Annotated in this window: 18 protein-coding genes and 1 pseudogene; 9 read left to right on the top strand and 10 right to left on the bottom strand. The window is 70.3% G+C overall.

The genetic code is table 11. The features are described 5' to 3' along the window. The first annotated feature begins 46 nt into the window (after window positions 1–46). Window positions 47–925 carry an SCO6745 family protein gene (locus OG906_RS02820; protein WP_329439622.1) on the top strand — a complete coding sequence of 293 codons (879 nt, stop codon included), beginning with the start codon at window positions 47–49 and terminating at the stop codon, window positions 923–925. A 6-nt stretch (window positions 926–931) separates the two neighbouring features. Here OG906_RS02820 and OG906_RS02815 read toward each other — a convergent pair whose 3' ends face one another. Together OG906_RS02815 and OG906_RS02810 are read right to left on the bottom strand one after the other, a co-directional pair. Then, window positions 932–1,990 (bottom strand): vWA domain-containing protein, encoded by a 1,059-nt coding sequence (locus tag OG906_RS02815; protein ID WP_329439620.1) that lies wholly within the window; start codon window positions 1,988–1,990, stop codon window positions 932–934. A 227-nt stretch (window positions 1,991–2,217) separates the two neighbouring features. Next, window positions 2,218–3,267 carry a hypothetical protein gene (locus OG906_RS02810; RefSeq protein ID WP_329447908.1) on the bottom strand — a complete coding sequence of 350 codons (1,050 nt, stop codon included), beginning with the start codon at window positions 3,265–3,267 and terminating at the stop codon, window positions 2,218–2,220. Window positions 3,268–3,589: 322 nt separating this feature from the next. Here OG906_RS02810 and OG906_RS02805 point away from each other — a divergent pair, with 322 nt between their 5' ends. Beyond that, entirely contained in the window at window positions 3,590–4,000 is a 411-nt protein-coding gene (locus OG906_RS02805) for a MarR family winged helix-turn-helix transcriptional regulator (protein ID WP_329447907.1), read from the top strand. A 123-nt stretch (window positions 4,001–4,123) separates the two neighbouring features. Here OG906_RS02805 and OG906_RS02800 read toward each other — a convergent pair whose 3' ends face one another. Beyond that, a complete protein-coding gene (locus tag OG906_RS02800) occupies window positions 4,124–5,086 on the bottom strand; it encodes a hypothetical protein (protein ID WP_329439618.1) in 963 nt (320 codons plus the stop codon). A 312-nt stretch (window positions 5,087–5,398) separates the two neighbouring features. Between OG906_RS02800 and OG906_RS02795 the strand changes: the two genes are divergently transcribed. Both OG906_RS02795 and OG906_RS02790 read left to right on the top strand, forming a co-directional pair. Beyond that, complete coding sequence (locus OG906_RS02795) at window positions 5,399–6,373, top strand: hypothetical protein (protein ID WP_329439617.1); 975 nt, start codon at window positions 5,399–5,401, stop codon at window positions 6,371–6,373. A gap of 156 nt (window positions 6,374–6,529) precedes the next feature. Further along, window positions 6,530–7,114 carry a hypothetical protein gene (locus OG906_RS02790; RefSeq protein ID WP_329439615.1) on the top strand — a complete coding sequence of 195 codons (585 nt, stop codon included), beginning with the start codon at window positions 6,530–6,532 and terminating at the stop codon, window positions 7,112–7,114. Between the two features lie 72 nt (window positions 7,115–7,186). Here OG906_RS02790 and OG906_RS02785 read toward each other — a convergent pair whose 3' ends face one another. Then, window positions 7,187–7,777 (bottom strand): TetR/AcrR family transcriptional regulator, encoded by a 591-nt coding sequence (locus OG906_RS02785; RefSeq protein ID WP_329439613.1) that lies wholly within the window; start codon window positions 7,775–7,777, stop codon window positions 7,187–7,189. 393 nt (window positions 7,778–8,170) lie between these two features. Between OG906_RS02785 and OG906_RS02780 the strand changes: the two genes are divergently transcribed. Beyond that, entirely contained in the window at window positions 8,171–10,291 is a 2,121-nt protein-coding gene (locus OG906_RS02780; protein ID WP_329439612.1) for a NucA/NucB deoxyribonuclease domain-containing protein, read from the top strand. A gap of 28 nt (window positions 10,292–10,319) precedes the next feature. Here the strand turns inward: OG906_RS02780 and OG906_RS02775 are convergent, their stop codons facing one another. Continuing rightward, window positions 10,320–11,204, bottom strand: coding sequence for an MBL fold metallo-hydrolase (locus OG906_RS02775; protein WP_329439610.1), 885 nt, complete (start codon window positions 11,202–11,204; stop codon window positions 10,320–10,322). Window positions 11,205–11,331: 127 nt separating this feature from the next. Between OG906_RS02775 and OG906_RS02770 the strand changes: the two genes are divergently transcribed. Continuing rightward, window positions 11,332–11,760 carry a MarR family winged helix-turn-helix transcriptional regulator gene (locus OG906_RS02770; RefSeq protein ID WP_329439607.1) on the top strand — a complete coding sequence of 143 codons (429 nt, stop codon included), beginning with the start codon at window positions 11,332–11,334 and terminating at the stop codon, window positions 11,758–11,760. A 96-nt stretch (window positions 11,761–11,856) separates the two neighbouring features. Here OG906_RS02770 and OG906_RS02765 read toward each other — a convergent pair whose 3' ends face one another. The 5 genes and pseudogenes from OG906_RS02765 to OG906_RS02745 form a co-directional block, all read right to left on the bottom strand. Continuing rightward, on the bottom strand, window positions 11,857–12,084 hold the full coding sequence (locus OG906_RS02765) for a helix-turn-helix domain-containing protein (RefSeq protein ID WP_329439605.1): 228 nt from the start codon (window positions 12,082–12,084) through the stop codon (window positions 11,857–11,859). After that, window positions 12,084–12,581: a DUF2975 domain-containing protein gene (locus OG906_RS02760; RefSeq protein ID WP_329439603.1), complete on the bottom strand. Its 498-nt coding sequence runs from the start codon at window positions 12,579–12,581 to the stop codon at window positions 12,084–12,086. The genes OG906_RS02765 and OG906_RS02760 overlap by 1 nt, the downstream gene beginning before the upstream one ends. A gap of 166 nt (window positions 12,582–12,747) precedes the next feature. After that, on the bottom strand, window positions 12,748–13,500 hold the full coding sequence (locus tag OG906_RS02755; protein ID WP_443067445.1) for an amino acid ABC transporter ATP-binding protein: 753 nt from the start codon (window positions 13,498–13,500) through the stop codon (window positions 12,748–12,750). Window positions 13,501–13,558: 58 nt separating this feature from the next. After that, window positions 13,559–14,520, bottom strand: a pseudogene (locus OG906_RS02750) (ABC transporter substrate-binding protein). 88 nt (window positions 14,521–14,608) lie between these two features. After that, window positions 14,609–15,778: an LLM class flavin-dependent oxidoreductase gene (locus tag OG906_RS02745; protein WP_329439599.1), complete on the bottom strand. Its 1,170-nt coding sequence runs from the start codon at window positions 15,776–15,778 to the stop codon at window positions 14,609–14,611. Between the two features lie 660 nt (window positions 15,779–16,438). Between OG906_RS02745 and OG906_RS02740 the strand changes: the two genes are divergently transcribed. The 3 genes from OG906_RS02740 to OG906_RS02730 all read left to right on the top strand — a co-directional run bounded on the left by OG906_RS02740 (window position 16,439) and on the right by OG906_RS02730 (window position 19,458). Further along, window positions 16,439–17,482 carry an amino acid ABC transporter permease gene (locus OG906_RS02740; protein WP_329439598.1) on the top strand — a complete coding sequence of 348 codons (1,044 nt, stop codon included), beginning with the start codon at window positions 16,439–16,441 and terminating at the stop codon, window positions 17,480–17,482. A 225-nt stretch (window positions 17,483–17,707) separates the two neighbouring features. After that, a complete protein-coding gene (locus OG906_RS02735; RefSeq protein WP_329439597.1) occupies window positions 17,708–18,670 on the top strand; it encodes an amino acid ABC transporter permease in 963 nt (320 codons plus the stop codon). Further along, window positions 18,667–19,458, top strand: a complete 792-nt coding sequence (locus OG906_RS02730) for an amino acid ABC transporter ATP-binding protein (protein WP_329439595.1) — start codon at window positions 18,667–18,669, stop codon at window positions 19,456–19,458. Before OG906_RS02735 ends, OG906_RS02730 begins: the two co-directional genes overlap by 4 nt. Window positions 19,459–19,512 lie beyond the last annotated feature (54 nt).

Genomic DNA, 19,512 nt, shown 5'->3' with positions numbered 1-19,512 from the left:
AGTGTCAAGTTCTTGGACCGGCGACAGTGGCAGCGAGGGAATCGACATGACGCACAGCCCCGGCACGATCCGACAGATGTGGCAACTGCTTGAGCCGGTACACGCCACGCTCTACTACGCGCCGGAGGCGTTCGATCAGGCGGCGACCCTGGGTTACGCCACCGACGAGCGCTGGCCGGGCTACTTCGCCTACCGGGCCGCGCCGCTCGGTCCGGTGGGCCCGCGGCTGGTGACCGCCCTCTTCTACAGCTTCAGCCCGCGGATGGTGGAGCGCTACACCGCCAAGGCCTGGGACACCGCCACGGCCGAGCAGGTCCTGGAGGCCCGGGCCGCCGTCGTAGACCGCGCACTGCGCACGCTCCTCGGCGACCGGATCGACTCGGCGGACCTGCGCGAAGCCGCCGAACTGGCCCGACGCGCCGCCGAGTCGGCGAACACCGCGGGCCGCCCCCTGGCCGCCGCGAACGCCGCACTGCCGTGGCCCGAGGATCCCCACACGGTGCTCTGGCAGGCCGCCACCATCCTGCGCGAACATCGGGGGGACGGGCACATCGTCGCCCTCCAGGCGCACGGCATCGACCCCACCGAGGCCCTGGTCTCACACGCCGCCGCCGGCGCCGCGCCCGAGGAGGTGTTCAGCAGCAGGCAGTGGACCGGCGAGGAGTGGAGTGCCGCACGTGAACGACTCGTCAGTCGCGGCCTGTTGCAAGCGGACGGCGGCGTCACCGAAGAGGGCCTGCGGATCCGCACCTCGATCGAGAAGCTGACCGACGAACTCGCCGCGGCGCCTTGGCAGGTGCTCACGGATGACGAGGTGACCCGGCTGGCCGAACTACTCGTGCCGCCGGTGCTCGACATCGTCGGCGCCGGGCTCCTTCCGATGCAGAGCACCCTCGGCATCGGCATGAAGTACGACTACGCGTGAGCCCTCTCAGACCATGATGAGCAGGCGCGTCTTCGGCTTGAGCTTCCTGTTCACCGACCGACTCTGCACATACACCTCCAGCTGGGGATTGTGCCCCGCCTTCACCGAGACGGTCCCCTGGATTCCCGTGCCGAACAGGAGGCTGCGTGCCGCCTCGCCCGTGTAGGCGCGGTCGGTGTCCTTCTCGACCACGATGACCTCCTTGTCGGGCTGAACCTGCACTCGGGTGCCCAACTGGTAGTAGCAGGAGCCGCGTTCGTACGTCACGTCCGGGTGTGCGTCGACGAAGGAGCGAATCGCGACCTCCGTGTCGACCTTCAGGAGCCGGTACTTGTCGGTCGGGACCGGTTCGAGGTTCGCCCGCACGTCGGCGACCGATATGTCCTGGCCGACCGCGAACAGGTTCTTCGTGCCCCGTACGCCCTTCTCGCGGCCACGGAGGAAGCTGGTGGCGGCGGCGCGCACGGTACCGATCGCCTCCTCGACGCCCTCCTGGGAATCCGCGTTCCAGATGGCGATGTTCCCGGCCGGGAAACCGTAGTTCTGGGCGGTTCGCTTCGCCAGGGAGTTCGGAACGAGGATCGCGGAGGTCCAGTGGCTCGGAAGCGCGCCCATCCTCGTCGCGATCTTGTCGAGCCAGGGGCCGAGGACGGTCATGTCGCCGTCGTGGCGCCGGTTGCCGCCGGAGGCGTTCTCCTCGCCGTCCGTCACCACGATCTGGAGGAAGCTGTGCTCGCCGTATGCCTCCCAGATGTGGCCCAGGTCGTCCAGCGACTTCAGGGAGGCTTCGATGAGGGCCGTCGCGCCGTTGTTGACCTTGTAGAGACCCCGCATGGACGGAAGGTGCTTCACATCCATGTCCCAGACCAGGTTCTCCACCCTGTGGTCGAAGGAGTAGAGGCTGATCCGCGTCTCATGACCGAGCTTGTCCGACTCGGCCTTCAGGCCGGCCACGAACTCGTCCACCACGCGGATGAGTTGCCCCTGATGCTGACGCATGGAACCCGAACAGTCCACGACCAGCGCGACGTGGTTGACCTTGTGCTGGATCTTGTTGGCGGACATGATTCTGCTCCTTCGCCGAGGCTCCCCGAGTGATGTCTCCACGCTAGGGGGAGGCACTGACAATGGAGCGTGACGCGCCCTCACCACTGCCGCCCGAGGCGGGACCTCGGGCGGCAGTGGCGAGGAGGGGTCGTCGAACGGGCGGCGTGAGGTGACGTGATGTGAGGTGAGGGCGTGCGGGGTGGACGGGGTGCGGCTGCCCCGGCCGGCCGTGCACCAGGGTCGTGTCAGACGCCGACCGCCTCCTCCATCTCCTCCTCGTCCTCTTCCTCCTTCGCCGCCCGCGCGGGGGTGCCCGCGACGGTCTCGGCCTCGTTGGCCGCGTGGCGCCGTTCGGCCGCGGCGGCCGCGAGCGTGAGGGCCAGGCCGACGAGCAGCCATGCGGCGAGGGTCAGGACGTTGCGCAGGAGGCCGTCGTGGCCGAAGTAGAGGATGCCGCGCAAGCCGTCCACGTAGCCGGCGCCGTTCCAGAAGGAGTTCAAAGCGCCGAAGAACCCGTTCTGCAACTCGGGCCGAAACAGGCCGCCGGAGCTGGTGAAGTTGAGCATCACGAACAGCACCATCATGGCGAGGGTCGTCCACCGCTTCAGGAAGGTGTGCAGGCCGACGCCGATGAAGAGGATGCCGGCGGAGTAGAGCCAGCTCAGGCCCCACACTCCGGCCAGGCCGTGGTGCGCCAGGTGGAAGACGGGCCCGGCCAGCAGCGCGCCGATGGCACTGACGACACCGGAGACGCCGACGACCAGCAGGGCGCGACCACGCATGCGCAGCGCCGCTCCCGCGCCGCCCAGCACGGCCACCGAGGCGTACGAACCGATGCTGACCGCGACGAGCAGGAAGAACAACCCCTGTCCGGTCGGGTCGTCGTCGACGTTGCCGACGACATCCGTGACCTTGAGCGGTGCACCGTGATCCGCGGCGATCGGCGTGAAGATCTTCTCGACGACGGTGGCGCCGGTGTCGGAGGCGGCCGTGGCCACGATCAGCTCGGGTGCCGAGTCGCTCGGTACGTAGGCGCCCGTGATGTGGCGGTCCTTGAGTTCGGCGACGGCGTCGGAGCGGTGGGCGAGCGTACGGACGTCGAGGGCGTCGCCGGCCTCGTTCTTGACCGTCTGCGCGAAGACCTTTGCCTGGGGGCCCTCGCCGACGATCGCCACGGGCATGTGATGAGGCTCCGGCTGAACGAAGGCACCCATGTAGGCCAGGCCCATGCCGAGGCACATCAGCAACGGGGTCAGCAGGTGGGTGAGTACGTGGCGTACTGCGGGGCCGCGCAGCCCGACGACGGCACCCTCGGCGGCGGTGCGCGGGATCCCCGGCGCGGCGGGGTTCCCGGCGTGGTGGTGGGCGGGTGTGCGACCGGACATGCGACAGGACCTCCGAAGTCGGCGTGGGCTGCGCGTGCAGCCAGGGTCGGCAGGTAGTTGGCATATACAACTTTTCGTTCCGGTTGTACTATACAACTAAACGGCAAGGGAGGTCACTGTGACAACGGAGACAACCGGTACGACGGACGCGGCCGGCGCGACGGGGTCGGCCGGCGGGAGCCGGCCGGAGGGCGAGCGCCGGGACGCGGCCATCGAGACGATTCAGCGCGAGATGACGTCCTTCGCCCGGCGCGCCCGGGCGGCGGCCGCACGCATGCACCCGGAGCTTTCCCTCGTGTCCTTCACCCTGCTCAGCCACCTGGAGGAGCGCCGGGGCTGCCGGGCCGCAGACCTCGCCGCCCACTACGCGCTGGACAAGTCGACGGTCAGCCGCCAGGTCGCGGCGCTGGAGCGAGCGGGGCTGGTCGAGCGCTGCGCCGACCCCGAGGACCACCGGGTACAGGTACTGGAGCTCACGTCCGAGGGGACCGAGGTCCTGGCCCAGGTGACACGCAACCGGCGCGAGATGTTCCGCGAGCGGCTCGTGGACTGGCCGCGCGAGGACCTGGACCGCTTCGCCGCGTACCTGCTGCGCTACAACGAGAACGCCCCGGGCGCCATGGGGAGCCGCCACGCGGGGTGACAGCGGGTGCCGGAGCCGGGCGCCGCAGCCGGGCGGCCGCCGACGGACCGGGTCGGGCCGGGTTGGGGCAGGCCGGGTCGGGTCGGAGCGAGGGGTGCGCCGGGGACTGCTCCGGCAGGCAGGTCAGACCGTCGCGCCCACGGCCGGCGTACCCACGGCCGGCACACGCCGCAGACGCAGGCAGTCGAGCAGGATGAAGGCGAGGCACGCCACCGCGACGTACACGTTGAAACGGGAGGCGCTGACGCCCTCCACGTAGAGGAACGTCGAGAAGGAACCGGTGAACAGGCTCCCCACCGCCACATCGGCCAGGGACGCGCGGTGGGCCTTCAGGCTCGCCCCGCCCGCGACGACCGCCAGCACACAGACCAGCACGAACTTCTCACCCAGCCCCTGCGGTGTGGCCGCCTGGACGCGCGCCGTGTAGAGCAACCCCGCCAGTACGGCGAGGAGGAACGCCGGGACGTAGAGCACGAAAGCGGTCCGGACCCATCCGGCGGTCCCGGTGGCGAGTGCCGCCTGCTGCCGGGGCGCGCACCAGGCGACGCCGGCGAACAGCGCGGCGGCGACGAGGAACGCGACGGGCACGTACGTGCCGGCCCCCAGCACGGCCATCAGTCCCGCGTCCGCGTTGACGGTCTCCGGAGCCACCTCGGTCACCAACTGGTCCGCCCCCAGCACCACGGCGACGGCGGCGACCATGGCATAGCCCATGTCCGCCTTGACCGCGAGGAACGCGCTGATCAGCGCGAAGGGGAGGGCGAGGAGGGCGGCGGCGAGAAGGCCGACGAGCGTTCCCGCGTTTCCGTGCGCGCTGTTCACACCGATGACGGCCGAACTCAGGCTCGCGACGCCGACGACGGAGAGCTCCATCCGTCCGGTGCGCACCAGCATGTACTGGCTGAGGGCGATGACGCCCGGGATGGCGGCGTTCGCGAGCACGCCGCCCAGGATGGCGGGCATCAGCTCGGGCAGTGGCGTCGCATGACGTCCGAACGCGGCCAACGGCATGACCACCGTGGCGCTTGCGACGAGCAGCAACCAGGCCGGTTGACCTCTGCGCACCAAGGTCGGAGCGGTGACCATGTTCCCCCCTGTGTCGCCCTGTTTCGCACGGGCACCGAGTCAGCGTAGGAGACACCTTCGGCGCGTGTCCGGCGTTCCACGGACGGACGTCACGCCAAGGGCGGGGCGGCGTTCCGACCTGTGCCTCATCGCGAGCCCGCGACACGGCACCACCGGATCGGGCAGCGGAGATTGCGGGCGGAGTCGTGCAGCGCGTACCCGAGCAGGGGGGAAGGTTGGCCAGGTCCAGTGGTAGCCCGGCGGGAGGGCCGGTCGGTCGCCACGGCGGCGTCGGTCCGTGACGGGCAGGGGGCGGCGGGGGAGAGTGGGGGTGTGGATGTCGACGCGCTGATGCGTGAGTTGTACGGATTGCGGCCCCAGGAGTTCACGGCGGCCCGGGATGCCCGCGCGTCCGAGGCGCGTGCGGCCGGTGAGCGTGCCGTGGCGAAGCGGGTCGGGGCACTGCGGAAGCCGACGCTGGCCGTCTGGTGCGCGAACCTCCTCGCGCGCGCCGATCAAGGCCAGGCCCGGCGGCTTCTCGAAATCGGGCAGGCGTTGCGTGAGGCACACCGGACATGGGCGGGCGGGGAACTGCGGGAGTTGTCGCGCCGGCAGCACGTCGTGATCGCCGCGATGGCCCGCCAGGCCCGCGTCCTGGCCGACGAGGCCGGGCAGCCGGTCTCCGAGGGCGTTCAACACGAGGTCGAGCAGATCCTTCACGCCGTCCTGACCGACGAGGAAGCCGCCGAGGCCTGGGCGGGAGGTGTCCTGGTGAAGGCACCCCACGCTGCCGTGGGCTTCACCGGGCTGGAACCCGATCCCGGCACCACACCCCGGCCGGCCCTGGGGAACGCGCCCGCACCGTCTCCGCCGAGTGCAGCCGAGGGGCGGTCTACCGGAGCTCGGGCCCAGCCGGACGAAGGGACGGGGAAGCGGGCCCACGCTGTCGCGGATGAGAACGCGAACGCGGAGGCCAAGGCCAAGGCCAAGGCCAAGGCGGAGGTCGAGGCGCTGGCAGAGCGGGCGGCGGGTGCGGCGGAGACAGCCGAGGCCGCTCTCGCGGAGGCGGAGGGCGAGTTGGCCGACCACCGGTCTCGACTCGCCGCCCTCGAAGAGCAGATCGCGTCCCTGAGAGAGGAACTGGACCGCACGGGCGAGGAACGCGATGGCCTCACGCCGACCGTCGACACCGCCATCCGCCGCCGTGACCGGGCCGAACAGCAGGCGAAGAAGGCGCGCGCAGCGGCCCTGAAGGCGGCTGAAGCGCTTGATGCGCTCCGGGCCGAGTCTCCGCAGGGGCCCGGCTGATCGCCGGTCCGAGCAGGCCCGCACGTACCTGAACCCGTCTCGGTACGATCATCAGCGCGATCAGGCGGCGGTCGGCCCACACCACTGCCGTTCGCCACCGCCGCCGGTGTGGGGGTCGGTGCGGCGCGGTGCCGGAACGACAGCCGAGGAGTCCTCTTGACCACCTTCCGACAGCACATGCAGGAGCGGGTCGTGCAGGAGTTGGCGGAGATCCCCGACGCGCTCAAGCCCGGGATCCATGCCGTCACCTTCCGTATCGACAGCGTTGCCCAGGACCCGCGCCTCCCGTACCTGGCGTTCGGATACGTCACCGAGGACCACGTCGACCGGCAGCTCACCCGGCCGGATCCGCCCGAGGAGTGGGAGGCCCGCTGGAGCTACGCGTACTTCCCGCCCTCCGCCCTGGAGGGTGTCCGCATCCTCGGACACGACCACGTCCACGACCCCCGGGGGTCGGAGTTGCACCACCGGGAAGCCGTCGCCGAGGGCCTGTGGTGGGAGGGCGAGGACGAGGACGGCGAGGAGGAGCGCGCCGAGCGGCTCGACGCCGCGTTCCACGCGCTCTGCGTCGACCTCGCCAGGGAACTCCACGAGGGAGGGCATCTGGTGGCCGCTCTGGGGCGCCCCGTGCCCGTGGTCCTCTACGACATGTTCGCCCCGGACGAGATGTTCGAGCTGACCCGCGCCGCCAACCCGCCCGAGCTGGTGGCCGACTTCCTGTCCGGGGAGCAGGAGGGCTGACCCCGGACCGGATGTCCGAGGGGCAGGAGTACTGACCCCGGACCGGACTCACCCGCCCCCGTGGGAACCGGGCTAACGGCGGACCGAACGCCAGATGTGTTCGGGCAACGCGCCGGCTGCCTCCTCCAGATCCAGATCGCCCACGGTGAGCCAGCGGCGGACGGCACCGACGACCGGGCCCATGACGAGGGACTCGATCAAGGGGGTGGACAGGTCGGCGAGTTCGCCGGATTTCTGGTGCTCCTGGATCCAGAGGGCGATCGGTGTCAGCCGGGCCTCCTGGGAGTCGCGGATCTCCCCCGCGTGGGCCATGCCCTCGCGGTCCGCGGTGACGGAGTGCATGAGGCGGGCCGCGTCCGGATGGGCCCGTACGAAGTCCAGGTAGGCCAGGACCACGGCTCGGATGCCGGAACGCGCGTCGGTCGTCCGGGTCAACGCCGCCAGCAGGGTCTGGAGGAGTTGGCCCAGCGAGCGGTGTGCGAGTGCGGCGAGCACGCCGTCGAGACTGCCGAAGTGGTGGTAGATGCTACCCGAACTGACCCCACTGGCCTTGGTGATGGCGCCGAGCGTGAGACCGGCCTCCCCCGACGAGGCGTAGATGCGGAGCGCCGCGTCCAGGACCTGTTCGACGGTGGCTTCGCCGCGTTGCTGCTTCGGGCTCATCGGGCAGGCGTCCTCGGTGTCGAATCGGCAGGTCACTGTGGTCCTTGTGGTGATACAGCGTAGAACACTCTTTTTGGACTTCTTTCTAGAAAGACTTCCAGTTCTGTGGAGGGGGCACCACACTGGACGCGTGCCGGACACATGTACTCCCGTGACCCCAAGTACTGCTGTGATGCGGGGCCGTCGCGTGGCGACGGGTGCGATCGCGAGGGCGGTTCCGCCGTCTGACCAGCACCCCGAACACGGCCGCCGCGGCCTCGGCGACGGGGCGGCCGAGTACCGGTTCCGGCACGTCCGTCAGGTGTGGTGATCCGGATCGCGCGGCAGTGCCCGCCGTGGAAGTCGAGGGAGGGGATCGCGGTGTTCACACGGCGCTTGCTGTTACCCGTGCTCATGGCCATGGTGGTTACCATGGCGGGCGGGGCCACGGTGGCCGACGCGGCGCACGACTCGCCGGCCTGGCGGTCGACGTCCGCACCGAAGGGCCAGGTCACCCCGGGGCGGATGCGCTCGGACCGGGAGTCCGTGCCGGCCGGGTTCGGCAAGGCGGAGGCGGACAGGGCCGAGACCATGGAGGCCCGGCAGGGCGCCGCCCCCGGCTGCCAGGTGTACTGGCCCGCGCCGTACGAGGTGTGTGGTGCCATCCGGGACAAGTACAACGAACTCGGTGGCCCGAACGGTTTCCTGTCCTTCCCGAAGTCCGGCGAACTGACCAATCCGGACGGGTACGGCAAGCGCACCGAGTTCGTCAACGGGCCCGTCTACTGGTCGCCGCAGGGCGGGGCGCACCCGGTGGTCAACCACTTCTTCGCGGCATGGGCCCGCAACGGCTACGAGGGGGGACCGCTGGGCTACCCCACCTCCGACGAGTTCGTGAATCCGGACAACGTCGGACGGCGTCAGTACTTCGAACGCGGCACCGTCTACTGGAAGCTCAACGAGGCCTATGCGGTACACGGCGCCATCCGGGACAAGTGGGGTGAGGCGGGCTGGGAAGCCGGCTACCTCGGCTACCCGATCAGCGACGAGTTCGGTACCCCGGACGGACTCGGACGGGCCACCCGGTTCGAGCACGGAATGATCTACTGGACCGAGGCGTACGGCCCCCACCCGATCAGCGGTGGGCTGCTGAACAAGTGGGCGCAGTCCGGATACGAACGCGGACCGTACGGCTACCCCGTCGCCGACCAGCGGCCACGCGGGTCCTCCTGGGACCAGGAGTTCCAGTTCGGCGCCATGGGATTCCCCACCGACCCCGCCGCCGGGGCGGTCCCCGACGACGGGGACGCGGAGCCCACCGTCGACGAAGCCGAACCGGTGACCTGGGACGACTTCGCGGCGGACGCCCGCACCGGCCGGGCCGCACCGATCACCCTGGGCAAGGCCGGCAGCCTGGAACCCTGCGAGACCGGTACCTCCTGCATGCGCGAGGGCACGGCCGTGCGCGCACCCCGCGCCCCGCAGGACGACGAGGATCCGATCATCGACGGCCCGGACACGGCCGCCACGTTCATCCCCGGCTGGTGCACCACGGCTCCGTGGGACGGACGGTGGCGGACGACCCGGAAGAACGCCTGCGCGGTGTGGACCGACCTGGCGGTCCATGTCGTCGACTCCAAGGGTGTCGAGGTCGGCAGGGTGCCCTTCACGGTGAAGACGGGGATCCTCACCTCACACCGGTCCGGTGAGATGCGGCAGGAGTTCCGCGTCGATTTCGGGGCGTTCACGGGCAAGGTCGGTACGCCGACCTTCCGCTACCAGCCGACCTACCTCGGATATGGCCCCGACGCGTACAGCATCGAGCAGGGAGCCGCCAACGGGTCGGTGATCAAACCGGGCATGCGCAAAGTGATCGTGGTCAAGTGGAGGCAGCAGACCATGGCGGACGACAGCACCAGGGACCCCGCGACGAGGATCGCCTGGGACCTCGGAAACCTCGATCCCGGCGTCACGGCTTCCTCCTCCGGGCTCGTTCCGACGACCGGCTTCCGCTGCGACTCCACCATGAAGACGTCCTCGGGCAAGTACCGCCAGGGCTGTGTCGTCCCCGGCGTCACCCCGGAGTTCGAGCTGACCGCGTCCACTCCGGAACAGACCTGGCATGTCCAGGAAGCCCTCCGCTCCGGTCTCCCCGGCGCCGCCGGTCGGCCCCTGCACCGTCTGGCCGACAAGGTGAAGCGTGACATCAACCGGCAGAAGTCCTGCCCCCGTTCCGGCAGGGTGTCCGAGGACCGACGTCTGGCGACCAGGTCGTGCGACGAGTACCCGTTCGCGTCGAGCAGGGAAGGGGCGGCCTCATCCAACGGCCCCGGGCGCACCGCGCACCCGGACTGCCACGTGCCGGATCTGCCGGTCACCACCGGTGCGACCGGCTACAGCGTCTGCATGATCGACGAGAGGCAGAACTCCAGGAGCGGCAGCCTGCTGGGCGCCTTCTACGGCAAGGAGCGGGTCATCGACCAGGACGCCTACACGTTGACGGCCTCCGGCGGCACCCCACCGCCCAAGCCCTGACCAACATCCTCCCGTCGGGCCCGGCGGATCAGGCGTCCAGGGGGCGCCACGCCGGGCCGTCCCCGCCCTGGCGGACGTGGCCGAACTGCACGTCGGCGAAGTGGACGCCGAAGCCGATCGTGTCGGGCTCCGCCAGCTCGGCGACGAGCCGGCGACGGTGGTCGGCGGTCAGGGTCCGATCGTGGTCGAAGGCCGCGGACCACTCGGGGTGGTCGATCTGGATCGGGGAGTGCACGGCATCGCCGAAGGCGATCAGGCGTCGTCCGCCGCCGGTGATGACGTACTCGGCGTGCCCCACGGTGTGGCCGGGAGTGATCCTCACCCGTACGCCGGGGAAGATCTCCCGGCCGTCCGTGATCGTGCGCACGCGCGGTGCGAGAGCCGCGACCTGCTCGGTCATGCCCTGGGCCTCCAGGAGGTCACGCCGGTCCCATTCCTGCTCGGAGACCAGGTACTCGGCGTGCGTGAACACGGGCTGGGCACCACCGGGCGCGGCATGGCAGGCCCAGCCGATGTGATCGGAGTGGAGGTGGGTGAAGGCCACCGCCTCGATGTCCTCGGGGCGTCGACCCAGCTCGGCCAGGCTTTGGGGGAGTGCACCTCCGTGGATCGTGGCGAGGGGGCCGTCCGGGGCTTCGAGCGTCTGCGGGCCGAAGCCCGTGTCGATCAGGAGGGCGCGGTCTCCGAGTTCCACCAGGAGACCGCCGACGCTGCCCACCAGGTGACCCGCGGAGTCCAGGTACTCCGGGTGGGCGGCCCACACCTCGTCGGTGCTGTCCTGGAGCAGGGGGACGGGCCGGAGTCGCACGTCGCCGTCCGGCACGTACGAGACCTTCGTTTCGCCCAGCCGTATCGAGCGGATTCCCGCCGCCCGGCGCAGTCGGATGCCGTGGTCAACCGTCAGTTCGGCCATGGAGGTGCTCCTGTGATGTGTCGTCAGGTCGTCGCGATTCCCGCCACGACGACGTCACCATATGCATCAAGCTCGAATCATTCAAGCTGGAAATATGTAGCCTTGATGGACTTGCTAAAGTGGGGGTATGACGACGCCCCCCGAACTTCAGGCCATCGCCGAGCGACAGCTGTGCGGTCTGGTGAACGGGTTGGCCCAGCGCATCGCGGAGCATGTACGGGAGCGCGCCGCGACCCTGGGTCTCACCGCGCCCCAGGCGACCGCGCTGCGGGAGATGAGCGGGCCGATGACCATGCGGGACCTCGCCGAACGCATGAGCTGCGAGCCCTCCAACACCACCTTCGTCGTCGACAAGCTGGAGAAGCAGGGCCTGGTCGAGAGGCATCCGCACCCCACCGACCGCCGCGCCAAGCACCTCGTCCTCACCGTCGAGGGCGCCGCACTGCGCTCGCGTCTCCTCGAACTCCTCGCCGTCGACTCCCCGCTGTCCGGCCTCGGTCCGCAGGAGCAGGGCGTCCTGCGCGGCCTGCTGGAGCAGGCCGTCACCTCTCCGTGAGTCCGCGGGCGCGGCGGCCCGCCGGTGCCTGTGCGGAAAGCGCCGGCCGTTCCAAGGGTCGGCGCCGGCCGCCCGAAGGGTCGGCGCGAGGCGGCGTCAGTCCGGTGCGGCGTCGGAAGGGTCGGGTTCCCAGCGCAGCAGGTCGCCGGGCTGGCAGTCGAGCGCCTCGCACAGCGCGGCGAGCGTGGCGAAGCGCACGGCTTTGGCGCGGCCGTTCTTGAGCACGGCCAGGTTGGCCGGAGTGATCCCGACGCGCTCCGCGAGCTCGCCCACCGACATCTTCCGCCGGGCCAGCATCACGTCGATGTCGACGGTGATCGGCATCAGATGACCTCGTCCAACTCGGCTTGCATGTGGGCTGCTTCGACGTCACGGGCGACGGCCTGCGCGAGCAGCATCCGCAGGACGAGCACGATGAGTGCGACCCCCAGGACCCCCACGCCGGCCCCGCCGATCAAGAGCACCATGCCTGGCGGGACGGCCTCGCCCGGCGCCAGGACCACCCCCAGGGTGAACACCAGCAGTGCCGCCGCGACGACCGCGCCGATCACCACGTCCACGTACCGGAACGCGGCATGGGAGAACACCGTGCCGCGTTTCACCATCGTCACCAGCCGCCACACGCACACCAGGACCACCTGGACCGCCACGACGCCCAGAACCGTGACGGCCAGAAGCGGGACGCGCAGGTGCGCGTCCTGCGCGTCGAGGTCTTCCAGGTCGGTGGCGAACAACGGCACCATCACCGCCTGCACGAACACCGTGCCGGCTGCCAGCATCACGAGCACGGCCCGCAGTGCGAGCACCGTCAGTCTTCCCATCGTCTCTCCTCAGATCGAGCAACGATGGAAATCTATCGAGAAACGATAGGTGCCGGCAAGTGAGGGGTGCTTCCCGGGCGAAGTTCATGCTGGGAGGGCCGACCGGGGCGGCCGCCGGGTTCGCGCTCGGGCCGGCCGCCCCACGGTCCTGGTCCTTCCTTCCCGGTCAGAGCACCTTGGAGAGGAAGGCGCGGGTGCGGGCGTGCCTCGGGTCGTCCAGGACGGCCGCGGGCGGACCCTGCTCCACCACGACGCCGTCGTCCATGAACACGACGGTGTCGGCGACCTCGCGCGCGAAGCCGATCTCGTGCGTCACCACGATCATGGTGGTTCCGGCGCGGGCCAGGTCCTTGATGACGTCCAGGACCTCACCGACCAGCTCCGGATCGAGAGCCGAGGTCGGCTCGTCGAACAGCAGCACCTTCGGCTCGAGGGCGAGCGCGCGGGCGATGGCCACCCGCTGCTGCTGCCCGCCGGACAACTGCCGCGGGTAGGCGTCGGCCCGGTCGGCCAGACCGACCCGCTCCAACAGCCTGCGGGCCGTCTCCTCCGCCTCCTTGCGCGGCCGGCGCAGCGCCGAGAGCGGTGCCTCGACGAGGTTGGCCAGCACCGTGAGGTGGGGGAAGAGGTTGAAGTTCTGGAAGACGAACCCGATGTGCGTGCGCTGCTTCAGGACCTCCTTCTCCTTCAGCTCGTGCAGCTTGCCCCGGGAACTGCGGTAGCCGATCAGCTCACCGTCCACGCTGATCCGGCCTCGGTTGACCTTCTCCAGGTGGTTGATGGTGCGCAGCAGCGTGGACTTCCCCGAACCGGAGGGGCCGAGGATCACCGTGACCTCGCCCGCCCGGACCCTCAGGTCCACGCCGCGCAGCACCTCCACCGTCCCGAAGCTCTTGTGGACGCCCTGGACGTCGACCATGACCTCGCTCAAGATTCCTCCTCCTCGGTGCGCGGACCGACGGGGCCGGGGGCGGCGCTCACGTGTGTTCGGCCGGGTTGGTCCGCGACGTGTCGATCTTGGAGTCGGTGGTGCCCCACTTCTTCAGGATCCGCTCGTACGTCCCGTTCTTGATCAGCTCGTTGACGGCGGCCTGGAAGGCGGGGGTCAGCGGGGAGCCCTTCTTGAAGGCGAAGCCGACGTCGAGACGGTGGTACTCGCCGAGGAAGGTGGACTGCGCGGCGGGCTGCGCCGCCTGGTAGCGCAGGCCGTTGATCGTCGACATGACGACGTCGATGCGACCCTGCTGGAGGGCGGTGGTGACGGCCCCGTTCTCGGAGAAGACCTTGACCTCGTAGGGCTTCTTGCCGGCCGCGGCGCACACGCCCTTCTGCGCGGTGAGGGTCTTCTCGAACGTCGTGCCCGCCCCGGTGCCGATGGTCAACCGCACAGCCGGGTGAGGTCGTCGACCTTGGTGGTCAGCGTGGTGCTGCCCGTCTTGACCGCGAAACCCTGACCGTCGTTGATGTACGTCACGAAGTCGATGGTCTTCAGGCGTTCGGCGGTGACGCCGAAGTTGCCCGTGCCGAAGTCGTACTTGCCGCTGCCGAGGGCGGGGAGGATCGTCTCGAAGGAGGCGTCCTGCCGTTCCAGCTTCACGCCGAGGACCTTGGCCACCGCGTCGGCGATGTCGATGTCCTGGCCCGCGGGCGGCTTGTCCTGCCCGTTCGGGTAGTACGCCGAGGGCGGGGCGCCGACGGAGCTGCCGACCCGCAGGGTGCCCGCCGAACGGACGCCGGAAGGAAGCAGCGCGGCGATCGAGTCCACGGTACGCACGTCGGCGACCGGGTCGTCGGCCGGCGCGGGGGAGACCCGGGCGCCCGCCGCCGCCGGCGCCCCGCCGTCGGATCCGCAGGCCGCCGTCAGCGTCAGCAGGGGCAGGAGGGCGAGGGCGGCGACGGTACGCAGGCGGGTGCGGGTGCCGTTCCCGGGGAGGTTCACTGCGAGGAGGCCTTTCCGTGGCGGAGCGGGGTGCAGGAGGGTGCGTGGCGGTACCCCGTGACCAGACGGGGTGCGTGCGTCGGGGAGGTCATCCGCGTACCGCCGTGAGCGTCTCGCGGGTGGAGCGTGCCGCGTTCGCGGCGTCCTGCCGGGCTCCCCGCGCGGCGTCGCGCTTCGCGACCTCCTCGCGGACGAGCGGGATCACGTACCGGCCGAAGTCGACGGCGTCGCCCAGCAGGTCGTAGCCGCGGGCCGAGAGGATGTCGACGCCGAGGTCGTAGTAGTCCAACAGGGCTTGGGCGACCGTCTCCGGCGTACCGACCAGGGCATTGGAGTTGCCCGCGCCCCCGGTGGCGGCGGCGGTCGGGGTCCACAGCGCCCTGTCGTAGCGCTCGCCCGCCTCGGCGATGGCGATCAGGCGCTGTGATCCGGTGTTCTGGGGGGCCGCCGCCTGAAGGACGCCGTTGCGGTGCTGCCGTGCCGGGCCCGCCTCGCGGCGCTGCTTGATGGCTCCGACCGTGCGATGGGCCTTCTCCCAGGCCAGCTCCTCGGTCGGGGCGATGATCGGACGGAACGCGACCTGGATACGGGGCACGTCCGTGCGGCCCGCGGCCTCCGCCGCGGCCTTCACCGCGTCGATCTGCTGGGCGGTCTGCTCCAGCGGTTCGCCCCACAGGCAGTAGATGTCCGCCTCCGCTCCCCCGGCGGCGTACGCGGCGGCCGAGGAACCCCCGAACGAGACAGCGGGCCGCGGTTGTTGAACGGGGAAGACGTCACTGACGAAGTCGTGGAAGCGGTAGTGGTCGCCCTCGTGGTCGAAGGGCTCCCGGGAGGTCCAGATCTTCTTGACGATCCGGATGTACTCAAGGGTGCGGGCGTAGCGCTCGTCCTTGGTGAGGATGTCGCCCTCGCGGCCCTGTTCGTGGTCGTTGCCGCCGGTGATGAAGTGCACGGCCAGCCGGCCCTCGCTGATCTGGTCGAGGGTGGCGAAGGTCTTCGCGGCGAAGGTGGGGTACGAGACGTTGGGTCGGTGGGCGAGGAGGATCTGGAGGCGCTCCAGTCTGCTCGCGACATACGCGGCCGCCGGTGCGGGGTCCGGGGAACCGGAGCCGTAGGCGAACAGGACCCGGTCCCAGCCGTGGTCCTCGTGCGCCCGGGCGAGCCGGAGCGTGTACTCCTTGTCGAAGGCCGCGCCGGAGCGCGCGGTGGTTTCGGAGCCGTCGTTGGTCGCGGCTATGCCGAGGAATTCCACGGGCATGGGGTGGCCTTTCGGGAACGGTGGTGAGGCGCGGGCACGCGGGCAGGACTGAACTGCCCTTCGTCGAGCGCGGGTTGTGGGCGCGTCGAAGGAACGCACGCGCGGGTGGTGCGGGGCGGACCGGGGATGTGCGGGCGTGACGACGCGGGGCGTCGAAAGGATCGATCGGGGTCGCGCGGCAGCGCGCGTCCGGGCTCGCGACAGCAGCGCTCTCTCACGCGGGCCGCAGCACGCGCGGGCTGGTGAAGCGAAGGGAGAACTCGGCCCGCGACGGGGTCACCGAGGGAGGGAAGGGCCGGTCAGACGGCCCGCTGCCGCGTCAGGCGCAACACGCCGCGGACCACACCCGACCGAAGTCGATGTAGTCGCGCGAGAACAAGCGCTGATGGGCATTCATGCGCCTACTTGAGCAGTACATGATGCGCTTCGTCAAGCAAAGGCCCGCATGCCGGACGGCCTCGGCGCAGGGATCGTCCACGGTTGACACCGGCGTGCCACGGGCGCATAAGCTCGACGGTGGACCGGTTCCGCCGTGCGCGGACGCCGTTCCGGCCGCGTTGAGGGACGCGGCGAGCGTGACGACACGAGTACCCGATCCCGGTGGCCCCCGCGCCGCCGGGTCGTCATCCGCGCCCGCCCCCTCCCTTGGAGAGCCTCCCCATGGCCATCCCTTCCGACGTGTCCGACGCCTCCGACGTGTCGCACCCCGTTCCCGCTCCTGCTCTTGATCCCGTTCCCTCGGTCGATCCCGTGGTGAAGCCCGCTGCGCCGGAACACGGCCCCGATGCCGAGGTGCCGCCCATCGTGCCCCGCCGACACGTGGGCCGTTGGCTGTCGGCCGCCGCCGCTCTGCTGGTCTTCGCTCTGGTGCTGCTCTCCGTCGTCCGCAACGACGCCTTCCAATGGGACGTGGTGGGCCGGTACTTCACCACCACCGCCGTGCTCGACGGGCTGCTGCTGACCCTGTGGCTGACCGGCGCGGTGATGGTGCTCGGTTTCCTGCTCGGCACCCTGCTGGCGGTGATGCGGCTCTCCGGCAACCCGGTGCTGCGCACGCTGAGCTGGGGGTACGTGTGGATCTTCCGGTCCACACCGCTGCTGGTGCAACTGCTGTTCTGGTTCAACATCGGCGCCCTCTACCCCACCCTCGGCCTCGGCATCCCCTTCGGGCCCGAGCTGTTCTCCGTCAAGACGGTCAACCTGCTCGGCCCGACCCTCACCGCCGTCATCGGCCTCACCCTGCACGAGAGCGCGTACGCCGCCGAGGTGGTGCGCGGCGGGATCCTCTCCGTGGATCCAGGACAGACCGAGGCCGCGCAGGCGCTCGGCCTGAGCAGGCGCCGCACCCTGCGCCGGATCGTCGTACCGCAGGCGATGCGGTCGATCGTGCCGACCGCCGGAAACATGCTGATCGGCACGCTCAAGGGCACCAGCATCGTCAGCGTGCTCGCCGTCCACGACCTGCTGTACTCCGTGCAACTGGTCTACAACCAGAACTACCAGGTCATCCCGCTGCTCATGGTGGCCACGCTCTGGTACGTCGCCGTCACCACCGTCCTGAGCGCCGGCCAGTACCACGTCGAGCGGTACTACGCCCGCGGCACGGCCCGCGACCTGCCCCCCACACCCCTGAAGCGGCTGCGCATCCAACTGGCGGGACTGCGCGCCCGGCTGCGGACGGTGACCGCACCCGGCGGCCGGTGACCTGAAATCGCGGCCGTCACGGCCCCGGTTCATTTCGTCAGAAGGCGTTGTGTGTACGGCGGATGAAATCGGTACGGGCTTCTCCGCTTCCCGATATCAAGACCGTTGACACCCCTTCTCGGGGCTGCCTAGCTTACGCCGCAGATAAACGATATCGGCGGCCTCTCCTGTCCGGCATGACGGCTGCTTTTCCCGATTGTTCTTATCGCAGCCGCTGGAGTGTCCTTGACCGAATCGCTGCTCCTCTCCGCGCCCGTCGCCCCCTCGGGGCCGCCCGGCCCGGCCGCGCGGGTCCTCCCGCTCCGCCGTCCCGGGCGCTGGGTCGCCGGCATCGTCGTCCTGGTGCTGGTCTCGCAGGCGGCCCACGGGCTGACCACCAATCCCTTCTACCAGTGGGACCGTTTCGCGTACTGGTTCCTGCGCCCGGTCGTCCTGGAAGGGCTGCTCATCACCCTCCAGGTGGCCGCGTACAGCGCGATCGCCGGCCTGGCGGGCGGCGTCCTGCTCGCCGTCGGCCGGCTCTCCGGCAGCCCCATACTGCGGTCGGTGAGCTGGACGTACATCTGGCTCTTCCGTTCCGTGCCCCTGATCGTCGTCCTGCTCTTCCTCTACAACCTCGGAGCCCTCTACCCCACACTCAGCGTCGGCGTGCCCTTCGGACCTGCGTTCTTCACCTTCGACGAGTCCCGGCTCGCCACCGACATCGTCGTCGCGGTGGTCGGCCTGAGCCTGTGCGAAGCGGCGTACGCGGCCGAGATCGTCCGGGCCGGAGTCCTCTCGGTCGACCAGGGCCAGCACGAGGCGGCCGCGGCGCTGGGCCTGCCCAAGCGCTACCAGTTCGCCCGGATCGTCTTCCCCCAGGCACTCCGGTCGATCGTCCCCTCGTACGTCAACCAGCTGATCGGCCTACTGAAGGCCACCTCGCTCGTCTTCTACGTGTCCCTGCTCGACCTGTTCGGCTCCGTGCAGAGCCTGGCCAGCACCTATCCCGGCGACGTGGTGCCCCTGCTGCTGGTGGCGACCGTCTGGTACGTGATCCTCACCAGCGTGGTCTCCGTCGTGCAGTTCTACGTCGAGCGGTACTACGCCCGCGGCGCGCTGCGCACCGTACCGCCCACCCCCCTCCAGAAGGCCCGGGCGGGCCTGCGCGACCTGCGGAACCGCCACCGGAAGGAAACGGCACGATGACCGCCACCGACCTCGCCGCGACCGTCCGGCCCGCCGCCATCGAGGTACACGACGTCCACAAGTGGTACGGAGGCCATCGCGTCCTCGACGGGGTCAGCCTCACCGTCGCACCGGGCACCGTGACCGTGATCCTGGGCCGCTCGGGCTCCGGCAAGTCCACCCTGCTGCGCGTTCTGAACCACCTGGAGAAGCCCGAGGCGGGCCACGTCAGCGTCGGCGGGGAACTGATCGGCGTCCAGCGCCACGGGGACCGGCTCAAGGAACTGAGCGAACGCGCCATCCTCGCCCAGCGCAGCCGGATCGGCTTCGTCTTCCAGAACTTCAACCTCTTCCCGCACCTGACGCTGCTGGACAACGTCGCCGCCGCGCCGGTGGCCACCGGAAGACTGTCCCGGCCGCAGGCGCAGGCCCTGGCGCGCGAGCTGTTGCAGCGCGTCGGGCTGGGGGACCGTACCGGCGCCTACCCGCGGCAGTTGTCCGGCGGACAGCAGCAGCGGGTGGCCATCGCCCGGGCCCTCGCCCTGCGACCGGGGGTCATCCTCTTCGACGAACCCACCTCCGCGCTCGACCCCGAACTGGTCGGCGAGGTGCTGTCCGTGATCAAGGACCTGGCCACCGGGGGCACCACCCTCGTGATCGTGACCCACGAGGTCGGCTTCGCCCGCGAGGTGGCCGACGAGGTCGTCTTCCTCCACGAGGGCCGCATCGTCGAACAGGGCCCGCCCGGACAGGTACTGGACCATCCGGCACACCCGAGGACGCGGGAGTTCCTGAGCAAGGTGCTCTGACCCGCCGCGGCCCACCGGGCACCGCGTGCCCGCTTCCCGCCCCCATCTCACCCA

The sequence above is a fragment of the Streptomyces sp. NBC_01426 genome (assembly GCF_036231985.1).
Classification (GTDB): Bacteria; Actinomycetota; Actinomycetes; order Streptomycetales; family Streptomycetaceae; genus Streptomyces.
Note: the sequence above shows the minus strand (reverse complement) of the source record. Positions and strands in the feature narration are given on the sequence as shown.

What these genes read in the sequence shown, in the direction of transcription:
- OG906_RS02820 (WP_329439622.1), top strand. Translation starts at nt 47, where the DNA reads ATGACGCACAGCCCCGGCACGATCCGACAGATGTGGCAACTGCTTGAG.
- OG906_RS02815 (WP_329439620.1), bottom strand. Translation starts at nt 1,990, where the DNA reads ATGTCCGCCAACAAGATCCAGCACAAGGTCAACCACGTCGCGCTGGTC.
- OG906_RS02805 (WP_329447907.1), top strand. Translation starts at nt 3,590, where the DNA reads ATGACGTCCTTCGCCCGGCGCGCCCGGGCGGCGGCCGCACGCATGCAC.
- OG906_RS02800 (WP_329439618.1), bottom strand. Translation starts at nt 5,086, where the DNA reads ATGGTCACCGCTCCGACCTTGGTGCGCAGAGGTCAACCGGCCTGGTTG.
- OG906_RS02785 (WP_329439613.1), bottom strand. Translation starts at nt 7,777, where the DNA reads ATGAGCCCGAAGCAGCAACGCGGCGAAGCCACCGTCGAACAGGTCCTG.
- OG906_RS02780 (WP_329439612.1), top strand. Translation starts at nt 8,171, where the DNA reads ATGGCCATGGTGGTTACCATGGCGGGCGGGGCCACGGTGGCCGACGCG.
- OG906_RS02775 (WP_329439610.1), bottom strand. Translation starts at nt 11,204, where the DNA reads ATGGCCGAACTGACGGTTGACCACGGCATCCGACTGCGCCGGGCGGCG.
- OG906_RS02770 (WP_329439607.1), top strand. Translation starts at nt 11,332, where the DNA reads ATGACGACGCCCCCCGAACTTCAGGCCATCGCCGAGCGACAGCTGTGC.
- OG906_RS02765 (WP_329439605.1), bottom strand. Translation starts at nt 12,084, where the DNA reads ATGCCGATCACCGTCGACATCGACGTGATGCTGGCCCGGCGGAAGATG.
- OG906_RS02760 (WP_329439603.1), bottom strand. Translation starts at nt 12,581, where the DNA reads ATGGGAAGACTGACGGTGCTCGCACTGCGGGCCGTGCTCGTGATGCTG.
- OG906_RS02755 (WP_443067445.1), bottom strand. Translation starts at nt 13,500, where the DNA reads ATGGTCGACGTCCAGGGCGTCCACAAGAGCTTCGGGACGGTGGAGGTG.
- OG906_RS02745 (WP_329439599.1), bottom strand. Translation starts at nt 15,778, where the DNA reads ATGCCCGTGGAATTCCTCGGCATAGCCGCGACCAACGACGGCTCCGAA.
- OG906_RS02740 (WP_329439598.1), top strand. Translation starts at nt 16,439, where the DNA reads ATGGCCATCCCTTCCGACGTGTCCGACGCCTCCGACGTGTCGCACCCC.
- OG906_RS02730 (WP_329439595.1), top strand. Translation starts at nt 18,667, where the DNA reads ATGACCGCCACCGACCTCGCCGCGACCGTCCGGCCCGCCGCCATCGAG.